Origin of the sequence: Neisseria sp. GT4A_CT1, from assembly GCF_000227275.1 — a bacterium.
GTDB lineage: Bacteria > Pseudomonadota > Gammaproteobacteria > Burkholderiales > Neisseriaceae > Neisseria.
The window spans coordinates 222341-240239 of record NZ_JH164968.1; the positions used below are offsets into that span (position 1 = coordinate 222341).

The 17899-nt window shown below is 53.4% G+C and carries 16 protein-coding genes and 2 pseudogenes; 15 read left to right on the forward strand and 3 right to left on the reverse strand.

What is annotated here, in order from left to right; all coding sequences use genetic code 11:
* The 13 genes from HMPREF1028_RS09775 to lpxA all read left to right on the forward strand — a co-directional run.
* Positions 1-399 (forward strand): S49 family peptidase (locus tag HMPREF1028_RS09775; RefSeq protein ID WP_009312623.1); only part of this gene is annotated, 399 nt, incomplete at its 5' end.
* Between the two features lie 431 nt (positions 400-830).
* A complete protein-coding gene (locus HMPREF1028_RS09780) occupies positions 831-1793 on the forward strand; it encodes an ABC transporter ATP-binding protein (protein ID WP_009312624.1) in 963 nt (320 codons plus the stop codon).
* Positions 1783-2910: a hypothetical protein gene (locus HMPREF1028_RS09785; RefSeq protein WP_009312625.1), complete on the forward strand. Its 1128-nt coding sequence runs from the start codon at positions 1783-1785 to the stop codon at positions 2908-2910. Before HMPREF1028_RS09780 ends, HMPREF1028_RS09785 begins: the two co-directional genes overlap by 11 nt.
* Positions 2911-3253: 343 nt before the next feature.
* A complete protein-coding gene (gene frr, locus HMPREF1028_RS09790; protein WP_003758927.1) occupies positions 3254-3811 on the forward strand; it encodes a ribosome recycling factor in 558 nt (185 codons plus the stop codon).
* 57 nt (positions 3812-3868) lie between these two features.
* Positions 3869-4615 (forward strand): isoprenyl transferase, encoded by a 747-nt coding sequence (locus HMPREF1028_RS09795; protein ID WP_003758925.1) that lies wholly within the window; start codon positions 3869-3871, stop codon positions 4613-4615.
* A 2-nt stretch (positions 4616-4617) separates the two neighbouring features.
* Positions 4618-5412: a phosphatidate cytidylyltransferase gene (locus HMPREF1028_RS09800; RefSeq protein ID WP_009312626.1), complete on the forward strand. Its 795-nt coding sequence runs from the start codon at positions 4618-4620 to the stop codon at positions 5410-5412.
* A gap of 276 nt (positions 5413-5688) precedes the next feature.
* Complete coding sequence (gene ispC, locus HMPREF1028_RS09805; RefSeq protein WP_009312627.1) at positions 5689-6873, forward strand: 1-deoxy-D-xylulose-5-phosphate reductoisomerase; 1185 nt, start codon at positions 5689-5691, stop codon at positions 6871-6873.
* Positions 6874-7084: 211 nt separating this feature from the next.
* Positions 7085-8425 (forward strand): RIP metalloprotease RseP, encoded by a 1341-nt coding sequence (gene rseP / locus HMPREF1028_RS09810; RefSeq protein ID WP_009312628.1) that lies wholly within the window; start codon positions 7085-7087, stop codon positions 8423-8425.
* Between the two features lie 4 nt (positions 8426-8429).
* Positions 8430-10829, forward strand: a complete 2400-nt coding sequence (gene bamA, locus HMPREF1028_RS09815; protein WP_009312629.1) for an outer membrane protein assembly factor BamA — start codon at positions 8430-8432, stop codon at positions 10827-10829.
* 213 nt (positions 10830-11042) lie between these two features.
* Positions 11043-11495: an OmpH family outer membrane protein gene (locus HMPREF1028_RS09820; RefSeq protein WP_174263552.1), complete on the forward strand. Its 453-nt coding sequence runs from the start codon at positions 11043-11045 to the stop codon at positions 11493-11495.
* 195 nt (positions 11496-11690) lie between these two features.
* Complete coding sequence (lpxD, locus tag HMPREF1028_RS09825; RefSeq protein WP_009312630.1) at positions 11691-12734, forward strand: UDP-3-O-(3-hydroxymyristoyl)glucosamine N-acyltransferase; 1044 nt, start codon at positions 11691-11693, stop codon at positions 12732-12734.
* Between the two features lie 124 nt (positions 12735-12858).
* The gene (fabZ, locus tag HMPREF1028_RS09830) at positions 12859-13308 is read left to right on the forward strand and encodes a 3-hydroxyacyl-ACP dehydratase FabZ (protein ID WP_003741990.1); all 450 of its coding nucleotides are present in this window, start codon (positions 12859-12861) and stop codon (positions 13306-13308) included.
* Between the two features lie 86 nt (positions 13309-13394).
* Positions 13395-14171, forward strand: a complete 777-nt coding sequence (gene lpxA / locus HMPREF1028_RS09835; protein WP_009312631.1) for an acyl-ACP--UDP-N-acetylglucosamine O-acyltransferase — start codon at positions 13395-13397, stop codon at positions 14169-14171.
* Between the two features lie 319 nt (positions 14172-14490).
* Here the strand turns inward: lpxA and HMPREF1028_RS15750 are convergent, their stop codons facing one another.
* Together HMPREF1028_RS15750 and proB are read right to left on the reverse strand one after the other, a co-directional pair.
* The gene (locus tag HMPREF1028_RS15750; RefSeq protein ID WP_009312632.1) at positions 14491-14622 is read right to left on the reverse strand and encodes a hypothetical protein; all 132 of its coding nucleotides are present in this window, start codon (positions 14620-14622) and stop codon (positions 14491-14493) included.
* 71 nt (positions 14623-14693) lie between these two features.
* On the reverse strand, positions 14694-15818 hold the full coding sequence (gene proB / locus HMPREF1028_RS09840; protein WP_009312633.1) for a glutamate 5-kinase: 1125 nt from the start codon (positions 15816-15818) through the stop codon (positions 14694-14696).
* A 231-nt stretch (positions 15819-16049) separates the two neighbouring features.
* Here proB and HMPREF1028_RS14820 point away from each other — a divergent pair.
* Positions 16050-16181: pseudogene (locus HMPREF1028_RS14820) on the forward strand (IS5/IS1182 family transposase); the annotation flags it as partial.
* Between the two features lie 81 nt (positions 16182-16262).
* Here the strand turns inward: HMPREF1028_RS14820 and HMPREF1028_RS09850 are convergent.
* Positions 16263-16853 (reverse strand): NAD(P)H-dependent oxidoreductase, encoded by a 591-nt coding sequence (locus tag HMPREF1028_RS09850; protein WP_009312634.1) that lies wholly within the window; start codon positions 16851-16853, stop codon positions 16263-16265.
* 102 nt (positions 16854-16955) lie between these two features.
* Here HMPREF1028_RS09850 and HMPREF1028_RS09855 point away from each other — a divergent pair.
* Positions 16956-17841: pseudogene (locus HMPREF1028_RS09855) on the forward strand (LysR family transcriptional regulator).
* Positions 17842-17899 lie beyond the last annotated feature (58 nt).

The window sequence follows — 17899 nt, forward strand, 5'->3', positions numbered from 1 at the left end:
AAAATCGGTATCAAACGTCGTCTGAAAATCGCAGGCAGCAATAAAGGCATGGGTGATCCGTTTTCTCCTGAAACGCCCGCACAAACTCAGATTTGGGAAAAAATGCTGACCGATATCCATAAGGAATTTATTAAATCGGTTAAACTCGGACGCGGAAAGCGTTTGAAAGATCAGCAGTATTCTGATGTTTTCAGCGGCCGCATCTATACCGGTTCGGAGGCTAAAGAAGTAGGATTGATTGATGATTTCGGCAGCGTATATAGTGTCGCTAGAGATGTCGTCAAAGCCCCTGAGCTGGTGAACTATACGCCTGAAGAGGATTTCGGCAAAATATTGGGTCGCCATTTGAGTGCTGAAATGGAGACTAAAGTTAAAGAAAAACTGTCGAAAATATGGTAACAGGATTTGTCTATTATTCGTTTGTTGCCGCCCTAAGCCATTGTGAGGTCGTCTGAAAACGTATCTCTTGATGTGTTTGATGATGTTCCATATGCCATTTATAGGTTGGAAGGTAACAAACCAATGACAAAAAAGCGGCTTGGAAGATGTCCTTGCCGCTTTTTTAAGTACGCTGATATAGGGTAAAGTTATCCGTCCTTCTATTAAAGCGACCGCAGAAGCAGTTTTTTGTATGTCAAACAGTTTTTTGTTGATAATACGAAGGCTCAAGATCGGAGCGGCTGAGGCTGAATGTTTATCATGAAATGCCAAGAAATGTTTGAGGTCGTCTGAAAAGCCATTTTGTCATTTCATCCGTGTGATAAAAGTTTATCAGTCGGCGTTAGCGCCCCCGATTTTTGCATCCAACCCCTTCATATCTTATAAATATTATGATTAATGTCCAACATCTAGATTTTTACTACGGCAATACGCAGGCATTGTACGATGTCTCGGTCGAGCTTCCGCAGGGCAGTATTACCGGATTAATCGGACCTAATGGTGCCGGCAAATCCACTTTGATGCGCTGTATGGCAGGATTGGAAATCCCGACATCCGGCGATGTCTTGCTTGACGGTCTGCCTATTCTTGATAATCCGCGCGACAGTTTTTCCAAGCTCGGCTACCTGCCTGATTTTTTTGGGTTGCCGGATGGTTTGAGCGTGATCCAGTGCTTAACGTATGCCGCCAAATCCCGCGGTATTCCTGATGCGCGACTTCCCGATTTGCTGCTGGAAACCGTTCGCCTGCTTAATTTGGAACATAAACTGTATGCCAAAGTCAGCGACCTTTCCCGCGGTCAGAAACAGCGTGTCGGTATCGGGCAAGTCATCATCCATCGTCCTAAGTTTCTGCTTTTGGATGAACCTGCCAGCGGTCTTGACCCTGAGGCACGACATGAATTGTCTTTGTTGCTGCTGAAGCTCAAAGATGAAGGCATGAGCATTTTGGTGTCGAGCCATATTCTTTCCGAGCTGGACGAATATTGTTCGCATATGCTGGTTATCAAAGGCGGACGTGTTCAGGCATTTCAATCTGTTAATGATGATGTTAACGAAGATCAGACTGTTTCGCTGCAATTTGTCGGTTTGGATGAATCCATATTCGAGCGGGTCCGCAATACGGAAGGCGTGAAGCAGGCAGAATGGAACAATCATGCCGTTACCGTCATATTGGATGCGGGAGAAGAAGCGCGTGCGGCCTTGTTGCGCAAGCTGTTTGAACAAAACCTGCCTTTGAGCGAAGCGTCCGTCATTAAGGCGTCGCTGCTAAACAGTTATCAAAACAGCCTCAATCTCCACAAGCAGGAGCAACAAGAGCAACAAGAGCAACAGGAGCAAGCCGATGGACAATAAATTGAATATTCCCAAAATCCGGGTTAACGCCGAATTTCAAAGGCTGATGTGGCTCAACATGAGCTGGGGCATGATTGCAGGCATCATCATACTCTACTGCCTGTTTGTTTTTGCCAATGCCAATTCTGAAAACCTGGTGGAATATATTGCCAGCGTCGGTGCGTTCGGTACCGGCATTTCAAATATCGCCCTTTATCTGCAGATTGAGCGCAGTTTGCGCCAAGATGTATCCAGCAATGCATTTGATCAGTTGCGCATGTCTTCTTTGTCTCCGTGGCAGATGGCTTGGGCGAGGATTGTTGTCGCGCCTTTGACCGGCTGGGTTATTTTCCTTGTCGGCTGGATACTGATCGGCCTAACGATGTTTCATTTCAACCATGAAGACAGCGATGTTTTCATCATATGGTTGACTATGCCGCTCAACTCATGGGCACTCGCCTGCATGATATTGGTTAATGCTTTGCAGTTCAAACGTGGCAACGATCAATGGGAAGGGTCTCTATTACAACTCCTATTGCTGTTTGTCGTCATGGTCATGTTCGTCACCAGTATGTTGACCGCTTTGGAAGATATTCCGGGTTTGCGTGACAATGTGTCCCCAGTATCCCCAATTATTGCTTCCATTATTTCTGTTGTCTTATGCAGCGTTGCCGCCCGCGCGGCTATGGCAGAACGCCTGCACCTGCGCTCTTCCCGATTGACTTTTATCGTACTTGGACTTCTTACGCCTTTGCCTTTGGCTTTGATCAGCTTCGTAAGCAACTATCAACAAGCGCTGTATATTTGCGCCGTAGCTTATGGCGGTATAAGTATTTTGTCTTTGATTACGCAGAAGCAGACAGCCTTTTCTTCTGTTGGAGAATTTGTCCGTGCACGCAATAGAAAACCGAAGTGGGCGATTGCTTCGTTGCCTGCTTGGATGATTCTTTTGCCTTTGGGATTGATTTGTGCCGTATTGTTGTCAGCAGACATGGTATGGGTATACATAGGACAATTCTTTCTCCTCATACTGCTGGTTTTTTCCATCAACCAAATGAAATGGCGATACAACAACATTACCATCACATTATTGATATACCTGCTTCTTCGAGGTCTTTGGTTCGTGATTGCATCGTAACAGGAGCGTATTTTCCTGTTTTGCACCCTGCCTTTCGCCATAGAGAGGTTGGAGGCGGAATAGGATAAAGGTCGTCTGAAAACCGGTTGACAAGGTTTTCAGACGACCTTTTTGTCTATACGCAAATGAATGCGGCTGTATCGAGGCCGTCCATGCTTTTCCGCCCCAAACTCATGTGCAACGGCATTTAAATATCAGTTAAGAAACAAGGCCCAAAACCGCCCCTGCCTTGTCGGAATCGCCGAATGACGGTACTATGCGCAGTTAACAGCTTGATTTGCCGTTCGGATGGTCATGCGTCCGGGCGAGGTTTTAAATTCAGTATCTTATTTGAAAGCAGAAAATGATTAACGATATTCAAAAAACAGCGGAAAGCAAAATGCAGCGCTCGGTAGAAGTGCTGAAAGAGAATTTGGCGAAAGTGCGTACCGGCCGTGCGCATACCGGTCTGTTGGACCAAGTGGAAGTTGAATACTGGGGCAGCATGGTTCCGGTCAGCCAAGTTGCCAACGTGACGCTTCTGGACGCGCGCACCATCGGCGTAAAACCTTTTGAAAGCAATATGGCTGCCAAAGTCGAGAAAGCCATCCGCGATTCAAACTTGGGTCTGAACCCGGCAGCCGTCGGCGATTTGATCCGAGTGCCTATGCCTATGTTGACCGAAGAGCGCCGTAAAGATTTGATTAAAGTCGTACGCAGCGAAGCGGAAGAAGGACGCGTGTCCATCCGCAACGTGCGCCGCGATGCAAACGATCACATCAAAAAACTCTTGAAAGACAAAGAAATTTCCGAAGACGAAGCACGTCGTGGCGAAGAGGCGGTTCAAAAACTGACCGACAAATACATCGCCGAAGCCGACAAAACGCTGGCTGCCAAAGAAGAAGATTTGATGGCGATTTAAACCCTTGTCCGCGGCGTTTCAGACGACCTTTGAACCGCCGCGCTGCGAAAGGCAGAGATGAAGAGCAGCACGCAGACCATTTTGGAACATACTTCGGTTCCGAAGCATATCGCCGTGATTATGGACGGCAACGGCCGTTGGGCGAAAAAGCGTTTCCTTCCCCGCGTGATGGGGCACAAACGCGGCTTGGACGCGTTGGAAAATATGGTGAAGCATTGCGCCAAACTGGGTGTGCAATATCTGACCGTGTTTGCCTTTTCAACTGAAAACTGGCGCCGTCCCGAAGACGAAGTGTCGTTCCTGATGGGGCTGTTTTTGCAGGCTTTGCAAAAGCAGGTGCGCCGTCTGCACGAAAACAATATGCGCCTGAAGGTGTTGGGCAGCCGCGAACGCTTCAACCGGCAGATTCTGCAAGGCATCGAAGAGGCGGAAGCGTTGACGGCGAACAATACCGGTCTGACCCTGAGCATCGCCGCGGATTACGGCGGCCGCTGGGATATTTTGCAGGCGGCAAACAAACTGATTGCCGAAGGCGTATCCGAAATTACGGAAGACGCGCTGGCGAAACACTTGATGCTGGGCGATGCGCCCGAGCCGGATTTGTTCATCCGCACCGGCGGCGAAACACGCATCAGCAATTTCCTGCTTTGGCAGATGGCGTATGCCGAACTTTATTTTACCGATACCCTGTGGCCCGATTTTGACAGCAAAGCCTTGGACGATGCTGTCGCCTCGTTCCAAAAACGCGAACGGCGCTTCGGCCGCACTTCGGAACAGCTGCCGGTAGAGCAGCAAAGGGGTTAAAAATGTTGAAACAACGGATTATCACGGCGCTGTGGATGCTGCCGTTGATGCTCGGTATGCTGTTTTACGCGCCGCAATGGCTGTGGGCGGCATTTTGCGGGTTGATTTCCCTGGTTACGCTGTGGGAATACGCCCGCATGAGTGGATTGGAAAAACTGAAAACCAATCATTATCTCGCCGCGACGCTGGTGTTCGGCGTCATCGCCTATGCAGGCGGTTGGACGCTGCCGGATATCGTCTGGTACGCCGTTTTGGCGTTTTGGCTGGTCGTTATGCCTTTGTGGCTGAAATTCAAATGGAAATTGAATGGCGGCTGGCAGGCTTATACCGTCGGCTGGCTTTTGGTCATGCCGTTTTGGTTCGCACTCATGTCCCTGCGTCCGCATCCCGATTACGCCTTGTCGCTGCTCGCCGTGATGGGTTTGGTGTGGGTTGCCGATGTTTGCGCGTATTTCAGCGGCAAAGCGTTCGGCAAACACAAAATCGCACCGACCGTCAGCCCCGGCAAGAGCTGGGAAGGCGCAATCGGCGGCGCGATTTGCGTGGCAGTGTACATGACTGTGGTGTGGTGGGCTGGTTGGCTCACGTTTGACGCAGGCTGGTTCAATACCGTGTTAATCGGTTTGGTGTTGACCATTGTCAGCGTATGTGGCGACCTGTTGGAAAGCTGGCTCAAACGCGCGGCGGGCATCAAAGACAGCAGCAATCTGCTGCCCGGACACGGCGGCGTGTTTGACCGCGTGGACAGCCTGATTGCCGTCATCAGCGTCTATGCCGCCTTTGAAAGCTTGTTCTGAAGCGGTTATAGTGGATTAAATTTAAATCAGGACAAGGCAACGAAGCCGCAGACAGTACAGATAGTACGGAACCGATTCACTTGGTGCTTCAGCACCTTAGAGAATCGTTCTCTTTGAGCTAAGGCGAGGCAACGCCGTACCGGTTTAAAGTTAATCCACTATAAAAATCGTTGGAACACATCAAACACAATATCGAATAAGCGTTTTCAGACGACCTTTTCGACCTCAAGCCCAAAGGTCGTCTGAAATCCGAAAGCAGTACATAAAGAACACACCATGACACCACAAGTCCTGACCATATTAGGCAGTACCGGCAGCATAGGCGAAAGCACGCTGGACGTTGTTTCGCGCCACCCCGAAAAATTCCGCGTATTCGCGCTGGCGGGGCATAAGCAGGTTGAGAAACTGGCGGCTCAATGTCAAACATTTCGCCCAGACTATGCCGTCGTTGCCGATGCGGAACACGCCGCCCGGCTTGACGCACTGTTGAAACGCGACGGCACGGCGACGCAGGTTTTATATGGCGCGCAGGCATTGGTTGATGTGGTGTCTGCCGATGAAGTCAGCGGTGTCATGTGCGCCATCGTCGGTGCGGCGGGCCTGCCTTCTGCGCTGGCGGCGGCGCAAAAAGGCAAAACCATTTATCTGGCGAACAAAGAGACGCTGGTGGTTTCCGGCGCGTTGTTTATGGAAACCGCCCGCGCAAACGGCGCGGCAGTGTTGCCCATCGACAGCGAACACAACGCCATTTTCCAAGTTTTGCCGCGCGATTACACAGGTCGTCTGAACGAACACGGCATCCGCTCGATTATCCTGACCGCTTCCGGCGGCCCGTTTCTGACGGCCGATTTAGGCACGTTCGACAGCATTACGCCCGTGCAAGCGGTCAAACACCCCAATTGGAGCATGGGGCGCAAAATCTCCGTCGATTCCGCCACCATGATGAACAAAGGTTTGGAGCTGATTGAAGCGCATTGGCTGTTCAACTGCCCGCCTGATAAACTCGAAGTCGTCATCCATCCGCAATCCGTGATACACAGCATGGTGCGCTACCGTGACGGCTCCGTGCTGGCGCAACTGGGCAATCCCGATATGCGTACGCCCATTGCTTATTGTTTGGGCTTGCCGGAACGCATCGATTCGGGTGTCGGCGACCTGGATTTCGACGCATTGTCTGCGTTGACCTTCCAAAAGCCCGACTTTGACCGCTTCCCTTGTCTGAAGCTCGCCTATGAAGCCATGAACGCGGGCGGAGCCGCGCCCTGCGTCTTGAACGCCGCCAACGAAGCCGCCGTCGCCGCCTTCTTAGACGGGCAGATTAAGTTTACCGACATTGCCAAAACCGTCGCCCACTGTCTCGCACAAGACTTTTCAGACGACCTCGGCAACATCGAAAACCTGCTGGCGCAAGACGCCGTTACCCGCAGGCAGGCGCAGGAATTTATCGCCGCATTGGGATAAACCGTGCCGCAACGATAAAAAATGACAGGTCGTCTGAAAACCCGCCCACCCGTCATGTGTGGCGGACAAAACGGCAGACTGACTTTATAATCGGCAAAATAAAGCCAATAATATTTTCTACACATTGCGAATGTTTTTCAGACGACCCCTGCCTTGATACGTCGTCTGAAACATCGACAACGTCAACCCATACCCAACCAGAGAGATTCTTTTGCAAACCCTTCTAGCTTTTATTTTTGCCATCCTGATTTTGGTCAGCCTGCACGAGTTCGGACACTACATCGTCGCCAGATTGTGCGGCGTCAAAGTCGTCCGCTTTTCCGTCGGCTTCGGCAAACCATTTTTCAGCAGAAAGCGCGGCGATACCGAATGGTGTTTGGCGCCCATCCCATTGGGCGGTTACGTCAAAATGGTTGATACGCGCGAGGGCGAGGTGGCGCAGGCAGACCTGCCTTACGCTTTCGACAAACAGCATCCCGTCAAACGTATCGCCATCGTTGCCGCAGGTCCGCTGACTAATCTCGCGCTGGCGGTTCTGCTTTACGGCTTGAGTTTTTCCTTCGGCGTTACCGAAATCCGCCCTTATGTCGGCATGGTCGAGCAAAATACCATTGCCGCCAAAGCCGGTTTTCAGCCCGGAGACAAAATTATTTCGGTTAACGGCGTTAACGTCGGCGAGTGGGAAAAAGCCCAGCAAGAAATCGTGTTGAACATCGAGTCAGGCAAGGTAAATGTTGCCGTTCAGACGACCTCAGGGCAAAAAACCATGCGGATTATCGATGCCGCCGGCACGCCCGAAGCAGGTAAAATTGCGAAAAACCAAGGCTATATCGGGTTGTCGCCTTTTAAAATCACCACCCGTGTCGGCGAAGTGACAGAAAACAGTCCGGCTGAAAAAGCCGGTTTGAAAAAAGGCGACAAGCTGATCAGTGCCGATGGACAAGACATCGAGTCTTGGCAGCAATGGGTGGAAATCGTAAGCCAAAGCCCGGGCAAGAAAATCGAATTGAGCTACGAGCGCAATGGCCAAACTTTTCAGACGACCATCCGCCCCGACAGTATCCAGCAACCCGACAGAACGCTGGTCGGCAGGGTAGGCTTCGGTCCTCAAGACGACAAAGCGTGGATAAAAGAAATCAAGCGCGAATATAAGCCGTCTGTCGCAGAAGCATTTGCGATGGGCTGGGACAAAACCGTCAACAACGCTTGGATGACGGTAAAATTCTTCGGAAAACTGATTACAGGCAATGCCTCCCTGAACCATATTTCAGGCCCGCTGACCATTGCCGACGTCGCCGGAAAAACGGCACAGCTGGGATTTCAAAGCTATTTGGAATTCCTCGCGTTGGTCAGCATTAGTTTAGGCGTGTTGAACTTGTTGCCCATTCCCGTGTTGGACGGCGGGCATTTGGTGTTCTACACTGCCGAATGGATACGCGGAAAGCCCTTGAGCGAGCGCATACAGGCAATCGGCCTGCGCCTCGGACTGGCTGCCATGCTCTTAATGATGGCACTGGCTTTCTTTAATGACATCAACCGTTTGTTTGGATAATTTTATGAAATTGAAACAGATTGCTTCTGCTTTGATGGTATTGGGCATGTCGCCTTTGGCGTTTGCCGACTTCACCATTCAAGACATCCGCGTCGAAGGTTTGCAGCGTACCGAACCGAGTACGGTCTTCAACTACCTGCCCGTCAAAGTCGGCGACCAATTCAGCGACGCACGCAGCGAAGAAATCATCAAAAGTCTGTATGCGACCGGTTTTTTTGACGATGTCCGCGTAGAGACCATGGGCAATCAGGTCTTGCTGACCGTTATCGAACGCCCGACCATCAGCACGCTGAACATTACCGGCGCGAAAATGCTGCAAAACGATGTAATCAAGAAAAACCTTGAATCCTTCGGTTTGGCGCAATCCCAATACTTCAATCCGGCCACGCTGAGCCAGTCTGTCGCCAGCCTGAAGGAAGAATACAAAAGCCGCGGCAAACAGTCGGTCCAAATCACGCCGACCGTCACCAAACTCGCGCGTAACCGCGTTTCCATCGACATCGCCATCGATGAGGGTAAAACCACCAAGATTACCGACATCGAATTTGAAGGCAACAAAGTCTATTCCGACCGCAAGCTCATGAAACAAATGTCTTTGAGCGAAGGCGGCATGTGGACTTGGCTGACTAAGAGCAACCAGTTTAACGAGCAGAAATTCTCGCAAGACATGGAGCGCGTCAGCGAGTTCTACCAAAACAACGGCTATTTCAATTTCCGCATTCTGGATACCGACATCCAGACCAACGAAGACAAAACCAAGCAAACCATCAAAATCACGGTTGACGAGGGCGAACGCTTCCGTTGGGGCGACGTGCGCATAGAAGGCGATACCCGCGAAGTGCCGAAAGAAGAGCTGCAAAAACTGCTGACCATGAAAAAGGGCAAATGGTACGAACGCGCCCAAATGGTCAAATCGCTCGAAGCCATCCAAAACCGCATGGGTACGGCAGGCTACGCGTTCAGCGAAGTCAACGTTCAGCCAGTGCCCAATGCCGAGACCCAAACTGTCGATTTCGTCCTGAATGTCGAACCCGGCCGCAAAATCTATGTGAACGAAATCAACATCACCGGCAACAACAAAACCCGTGACGAAGTCGTACGCCGCGAATTGCGTCAGATGGAATCCGCGCCTTACGACACTTCCAAGCTGCAACGTTCCAAAGAGCGTGTCGAGCTGCTGGGTTACTTTGACAACGTACAATTCGATGCCGTACCGGTTGCCAATACGCCCGACCAAGTCGATTTGAACATGAGCGTGAACGAGCGTTCTACCGGTTCGCTGGATATGAGTGCGGGCTGGGTTCAGGATACCGGCTTGGTCATGTCCGTAGGCGTTTCCCAAGACAACCTGTTCGGTACGGGTAAATCCGTTTCTCTGCGCGCCTCACGCAGTAAAACCACGCTGAACGGCTCGCTGTCGTTTACCGATCCGTATTTCACACCCGACGGCGTGAGCCTCGGTTACGATATTTACGGCAAGTCTTACGACCCGCGTAAAGCCTCTTCCAGCGCGAAACAATATAAAACCACCACCGCAGGCGGCGGCGTGCGCATGGGCATTCCCGTGACCGAATACGACCGCGTCAATTTGGGTCTGGCGGCGGAACACCTGACCGTGAATACCTACAAAGGCGCGCCTAAACGTTATGCCGACTTTATCAACCAATACGGTAAAGGCACGGGCGGCGTGGGCAGCTTCAAAGGCTGGCTGTACAAAGGTACGATTGGTTGGGGACGCAATAAAACCGACAGCGCATTGTGGCCGACCCGCGGTTACATGACCGGCATCAACGGCGAAATCGCCCTGCCGGGCAGCGACCTGCAATACTACACGCTGACCCACAACCAAACTTGGTTCTTCCCGCTGACCAAAGACTTCACCCTGATGCTCGGCGGCGAAGTCGGCGTCGGCAACGGTTACGGCAAAACCAAAACCATGCCGTTCTTTGAAAACTTCTACGGCGGTGGCTTAGGCTCCGTACGCGGTTACGAGAGCGGTACGCTGGGTCCGAAAGTCTATGACGAATACGGCGAGAAAATCAGCTATGGCGGCAACAAAAAAGCCAACGTTTCCGCCGAGTTGCTGTTCCCGATGCCGGGTATCAAAGACTCCCGCTCCGTCCGTCTGAGTCTGTTTGCCGACGCGGGCAGCGTATGGGACGGCAAAACTTATAACGACAGCAGTAGCAATACCTACTACACCAACAATGCCGCTCAAAACCCATACGGCTTAGGCAAGACCCACAAATCGACCTTCAAGGAAGAGTTGCGCTACTCTGCCGGTGCGGCAGTAACCTGGCTCTCGCCGCTGGGTCCGATGAAGTTCAGCTACGCTTACCCGATCAAGAAAAAAGACAGCGACGAAATCCAACGCTTCCAGTTCCAATTGGGTACCACATTCTGACGTAGGCAGAACAAGGTCGTCTGAAAATCGAAATCCCTATGCAGATAAACATTTTCAGACGACCTGAAGGAAAAGGGACAGGGCGTTCTGCCTCTTTTTAAAAACAAACCGATATCCCGCTGATTGGCGGGATACAAAATCAAGGAAATCCAGATGAACATCATTGCCAACGCCTTCCGCCTCGGCGGCGCGGCTTTATTGGGCTTCGGGTTGATGAACCAAGCTGCGGCGGCGGAAGCCGTACAAAAAATCGGCTTTATCAATACCGAGCGCGTTTATCTTGAGTCCAAGCAGGCGCAACGCATTCAGACGACCTTGGAAAAGGAATTCCGCAGCCGTCAGGACGCTTTGCAGAAATTGCAGCAAGAAGGTGAAAAGCTCGAAAAATCCCTGTCCGAAGGCAAATTGCAGGGCAAAGAGCGTGAAGCTGCGGCAAAACGCTGGGGCGAGCTGGTTCAGCAGTTCCGCAAGAAACAGGCGGAGCTGGCAGAAGACTACAACCTGCGCCGCAACGAAGAATTTGCCGCCCTCCAGCAAAACGCCAACCGCATTATCGTCGATCTTGCCAAACGCGAAGGCTACGATGTCATTTTGCAGGACGTGATTTACGTCAACGCGCGTTACGACATTACCGACAGCGTGATTAAAGCCCTGAATACGCGTTAATCGGAAGGCTGAACGAGATACAGCAAACCTGTTTTCAGACGACCTCTTTCAAGCGAAGGGTCGTCTGAAAATCCAATAAACGATATAATTACCTGTCTTATCACTCCTGCCGGCATACGTTTTAGGCAAACCGTTCTGTCCGACTGCTCCCGCCGTCCCTTTCAGACGACCTCATCCCAAAGCTTACGAAACATCATGACTTCAAAAACCTACACCCTGTCCCAAATCACAGCGCAGCTTGGCGGCGAATGGCGCGGCGAGGACATTTCCGTCGCCGCCGTGCGCCCGCTCGCAGACGCGCAGGCGGAACACATCAGCTTCCTCGCCAATCCGAAATACAAAGCCGAAGTCCACGACAGCAGCGCGGGTGCGGTCATCGTTTCTGCCAAAGCAGTGGACGAATTTGAAGGGCGCAACCTGATTGTCGCCGACGACCCCTATCTCTATTTCGCCAAAGTCGCCCGCCTGTTTTCGCCCATCGTCAAAGCGCGCGGCGGCATCCATCCGACCGCCGTCGTCGAGGAAAGTGCGACCGTTCCTGCAAGCTGCGAAATCGGCGCAAACGCCTACATCGGCGCGAACACCGTGCTTGGTGAAGGCTGCCGCATCTTGGCAAATGCCGTTGTCCAACACGATTGCAAACTGGGCGACGAAGTCGTCCTGCATCCCAACGCCGTCGTTTATTACGGCTGCACACTGGGCAACCGCGTCGAAATCCACAGCGGCGCAGTCATCGGCGCGGACGGATTCGGACTCGCCTTCGCCGGCGATTCATGGTTTAAAATCCCGCAAACCGGCGCGGTAACGCTGGGCGACGACGTAGAAATTGGTTCGAACACCAACATCGACCGCGGCGCGATGAGCGACACCACCGTCGGCAACGGCACCAAAATCGACAACCAAGTCCAAATCGGACACAACTGCAAAATCGGTTCGCACACCGTCATCGCCGCCAAAACCGGCATCTCAGGCAGCGTTACCATCGGCAGCTACTGCATCATCGGCGGCGGCGTCGGTACGGTCGGACACATCGAAATCGCCGACAAAACCACCATCGGCGGCGGCACGTCCGTCACCCACAGCATTACCGAAAGCGGCAAACACCTCGCCGGCATCTTCCCGATGTCCACCCATAAAGAATGGGCGCGCAACGCCGTTTACATCCACCGCCTGAGCGAAATGAACAAACGCCTCAAAACATTGGAAAACCGTCTGAGCGACAGCGAAAAAGACGAATAACCCCACAATCGGTTTACATGGCGGATGCGCTTTAAATCCCGACAAAGCGGCAAAGCCTATCGTTTTAAAGCCTCCGCGATGAAACCGCCCAGCCAACCCCGAAATACCAAGGAATACGACGAACATGGACGTACAACTCCCCATCGAAGCCAAAGACATCCAAAAACTCATTCCCCACCGCTACCCGTTTTTGCAACTCGACCGCATCACCGCCTTCGAGTCCATGAAAACCCTGACCGCGATTAAAAACGTCACCATGAACGAGCCGCAGTTCCAAGGCCATTTCCCCGACCTGCCCGTCATGCCCGGCGTACTCATCATCGAAGCCATGGCGCAAGCCTGCGGCACACTCGCCATCCTCAGCGAAGGCGGCCGCAAAGAAAACGAATTCTTCTTCTTCGCCGGCATAGACGAAGCCCGCTTCAAACGCCAAGTCATCCCCGGCGACCAGCTTGTTTTCGAAGTCGAGCTGCTGACCAACAAACGCGGCATCGGCAAATTCAGCGCCGTCGCCAAAGTGGACGGACAAGTCGCCGTCGAAGCCATCATCATGTGTGCCAAACGCGTGGTTTGAGTGTTCAGAAAAAGGTCGTCTGAAAGTTTTCAGATGACCTGTTGCCGTCGCGCATCTTCGCGGCAACACGACAGGAAAGGAAAAACATGACCCTCATCCACCCGACCGCCGTCATTGACCCCAAAGCCGAACTCGACTCCAGCGTCAAAATCGGCGCGTACACCGTTATCGGCCCCAACGTCCAAATCGGCGCGAACACCGAAATCGGCCCGCATACCGTCATCAACGGCCACACCACCATCGGCGAAAACAACCGCATTTTCCAATTTGCCAGCCTCGGCGAAATCCCGCAGGACAAAAAATACCGCGACGAGCCGACCAAGCTGATTATCGGCAACGGCAACACCATCCGCGAATTCACCACCTTCAATCTCGGCACGGTAACCGGCATCGGCGAAACCCGCATCGGCGACGACAACTGGATTATGGCGTACTGCCACCTCGCACACGACTGCGTCATCGGCAACCACACCATCTTCGCCAACAACGCCTCGCTCGCCGGACACGTTACCATCGGCGACTACGTCGTCTTGGGCGGCTACACGCTGGTGTTCCAGTTCTGCCAAATCGGCGACTACGCCATGACCGCCTTCGCCGCAGGCGTACACAAAGACGTACCGCCTTACTTCATGGCGGCAGGCTACCGCGCTGAACCCGCAGGCATCAACAGCGAAGGCATGCGTCGCAACGGTTTTACCGCCGAGCAAATCTCCGCCGTCAAAGATGTTTATAAAACCATCTACCACCGCGGCATCCCGTTTGAAGAAGCCAAAGCCGACATCCTCCGCCGCGCCGAAACTCAAACCGAGCTGGCGGTGTTTAAAGACTTCTTCGTCCAATCTACGCGCGGGATTATCCGCTGATTGGGAGAAACCATACCGACAGGCAGGATTAAGGGCTGAAAGCCGTAACGGCGAAAAGGTTTGAATAGAAACTGGGTGCTGTCCGTAAACCGTTTCAGACGACGTTGTCGCACCGCTAGCCCTTGTCCTTTCCCTGATTGGCGCGGGAATGACTGCCGTCCAAACATTCGTCTTCAATCCAATAGAAAAGGTCGTCTGAAAACCGGGTAAACCAAGTTTCAGACGACCTTTTGATTTTATGGCACGATGTCCGTCATGCGGATTTCAGGGGAATGGGGCGGCATCTTCTGCGTGGGCAATGCCCGTTGTTCCGTTCGCTTTAGTGAACGTGGCTGCTTTCTACGCCGCCTTTGATTTCGCCATAGACTTGTGCAGAGCTGCCTTGTCCGGATTGGGCGGCGCAGGCGTTGAGGAGCAGGATGGCGGTGGTGAGGAAGAAGAATTTTTTCATGCGGGTTTCCTTTGGTTGGAGGGGAAAGGAGGTCGTCTGAAACGCAAACATACGGTTTCAGACGACCTTTTTTACCAATGCGACGCCATATTGTCGCGATGGATGAGTTCGTCTTCGTGGGCGTAGCCTAATTTTTCGGCAATGAGCTCGGACGGGGTTTGCAGGATTTTGGCGGTTTCGCCGCTGCTGTAATTGGTGAGGCCGCGTGCGATTTCTTTGCCCTCGGTATCGAGGATGGCGACGAGTTCGCCGCGGTGAAAATGGCCGTCCGCGCGGATGCAGCCGACGGGCAGCAGGCTGGCGTGTTGTTCGGTCAGGGCTTTTACCGCGCCGTTATCGACGGTCAGGCTGCCAGCGGTTTGGACGTGTCCGAGCAGCCATTGCTTGCGGGCGGCGACGCGGCTGTGCGCGCTGGTAAAGAGCGTGCCTATGCTTTCGCCTTGTTTGAGGCAAACGAGGACGTCGGGTTCGCCGCCCCATGCGACGACGGTGGCGGCTCCGCTGAGTGCGGCGCGTTTGGCGGCTCTCACTTTGGTATACATGCCGCCGGTGCCGACGCTGCTGCCCGCGCCGCCCGCCATGCTTTCGAGGTCAGGATGATCGGCGGCGATGGTCGGAATCAGTTTGGCTTGCAGATTTTTGCGCGGGTCGCTGTCGTACAGGCCTTTTTGGTCGGTCAGAAGGACGAGGGCGTCGGCTTCGATGAGGTTGGTCACGAGCGCGCCGAGGGTGTCGTTGTCGCCGAGTTTGATTTCGTCGGTGGTAACGGTGTCGTTTTCGTTGATGACGGGGACGATGCCTTTGGACAACAGGGTTTGCAGGGTGCTGCGGGCGTTGAGGTAGCGGGTGCGGTTGCTCAGGTCGTCGTGGGTGAGCAGGATTTGGGCGGTGCGGATGCCGTGCGGTGCGAACGCGGCTTCGTAGGCTTGGGCGATGCCGGTTTGTCCGACGGCGGCGGCGGCTTGCAGTTCGTTGATGGCGGTGGGGCGTTTGCTCCAGCCCAGCCGTTTGATGCCTTCTGCGATGGCGCCGCTGGAAACGAGGACGGTTTGCACGCCTTGTTTGCCCAGCTCGGCGATTTGCGCCGCCCAGCGGTCGAGTGCGGCTTGGTCTATGCCTTTGCCGCCCGCGGTAACGAGGCTGGAACCGACTTTGACGACGAGGGTGCGGATGTTGGAGAGATTTTGCAGGGACATGGTTTTTCTCGCGAAGGATATGGGGGCGGCTTCGGACGGGTTCTTAAATGTAAAAAGGTCGTCTGAAAGTGCGAAAACTGATTTTCAGACGACCCCTATGGGGCTGTCAATACGCGGTATCGTGAAATTGCTAAAAGACAGGCGGGATTCGGTGAGCCGACTGTTGATGCCGACACGATACAAAAAGGTCGTCTGAAAACCACGATACAGGTTTTCAGACGACCTTTGATTTATTTGGCGTACACGAATATCAAATATAGTGGATTAAATTTAAATCAGGACAAGGCGACGAAGCCGCAGACAGTACAGATAGTACGGCAAGGCGAGGCAACGCCGTACTGGTTTAAAGTTAATCCACTATACTCTGCGTATAGCCAGCCTACCTACATCGATACGGCGGATAGCAGATACCGTATCGGCAATCAGGCGGGCCGGCCATCTCGACTACGCGTTACCGAACACCTTCTCCAAATGCGCCCGATAATCCGCCAAATACCGCTCCACTTGCGGATTCTTGATCACATCGTTGCAGATGAACGAGGGCAGTCGCGTGGTGCCGAGGAATTCGTTGGCCTTGTGGAAATGCAGGTACACGCCGTCCACGCCCGCGCCCTCAAAGAAATCGCCTTCGCGGGTAAACGCCTCAATCGGCGCGTTCCAAGTGGATGAAATCATGTGTTTTTTGCCATGCAGTAAGCCGCCCGTGCCGTAGCCTTCCGTCGGGTTGACACGGTGGCGTCCGTCGTTGGCCACCAGCTTGTTCTCGCCCACGCCTGCGGTAAACACTTCATCGATATATTTTTTCACCGTCCACGGTTCGCCCATCCACCAGCCGGGCATCTGCCAAACCACCGCGTCCATCCACAGCCATTTTTCCACCTCGGCATCTTTGTCGTAGCCTTCTTCAATTACGGTTTCCTTCACCGCATGGCCGAGTGCGGTCAGCGTGTCGCGTGCGGTTTGGTGCAGCGTGTGGTTCAGGCGGCCGGCGGAATGGCCAAAATGTTGGCCGCCGTCAATTAACAGAATATTCATGTTGGTCCCTCAAATATTTGCGTTGAAAAAGCATTATTGTACTCCGATGCTTTATAATGAAAACAGCAATAATTGCAAAACACTTTTCTAGGAAAAGCAACAATGAAAACCCATTCAGACGAACTGGCCGTGTTCGTGCAGGTGGTGGAAAGCGGCAGTTTCAGCCGCGCGGCAGAGCGGCTCGGGCTGGCCAACTCCGCCGTCAGCCGCACCGTGAAGCGGCTGGAAGACAAACTCTCCGCCAACCTGCTCAACCGCACCACGCGCCAACTGCGGCTCACCGAAGAAGGCTGCCGCTTTTTCGAGCGCGCGCGGCAGATACTGCACGACATCGAAGCCGCCGAGGCCGAAATCCTCTCCGCAGGCGGCGCGCCGCAGGGCGTGCTTCGGGTGGATTCCGCCACGCCCACGCTGCTGCACCTCGTCGCTCCGCTGGTACGCCCGTTCTGCGAACGCTACCCGCAGGTGTCACTGCTGCTCACCTCGTCCGAAGGCTACATCGACCTCATCGAGCGGCGCGTGGACATCGCCATCCGCGCAGGCAGCCTGCACGACTCCGCCTTGCGCGCCCGCCATCTGTTTGACAGCCGTCTGAAACTCGTTGCCGCCCCCGATTATCTCGCCCGCTACGGCACCCCCCAAATACGTCGCCGACCTGTCGCAGCATACCCTCATCGGCTTCTCCGAGCCCAAAACCCTGAACAACTGGCCGTTTGCCGACACCGGCCACACTCCCTACGCCGCCGTGCCGCAACTGTCCGCCAACAGCGGCGAAACCATCCGCCGCCTGTGTCTGGAAGGCAACGGCATCGCTTGCCTGTCGGATTTCACCGTCGCCGCCGATATTGCAGCGGGACACCTGCACGAACTCCTGCCCGAGCGCGCCTTAAACGAAGCCAAACCGTTTTACGCCGTCTATTACGGCGACAATGCCGTCAGCCCGAAAATCCGGGCTTTTGTGGATTTTTTGGTAGAACAAGTCAATTAAAGTACGTTTTTAAACACTAAGTTCTTCTGAACTTGCCCAAGATACAAAAAGGTCGTCT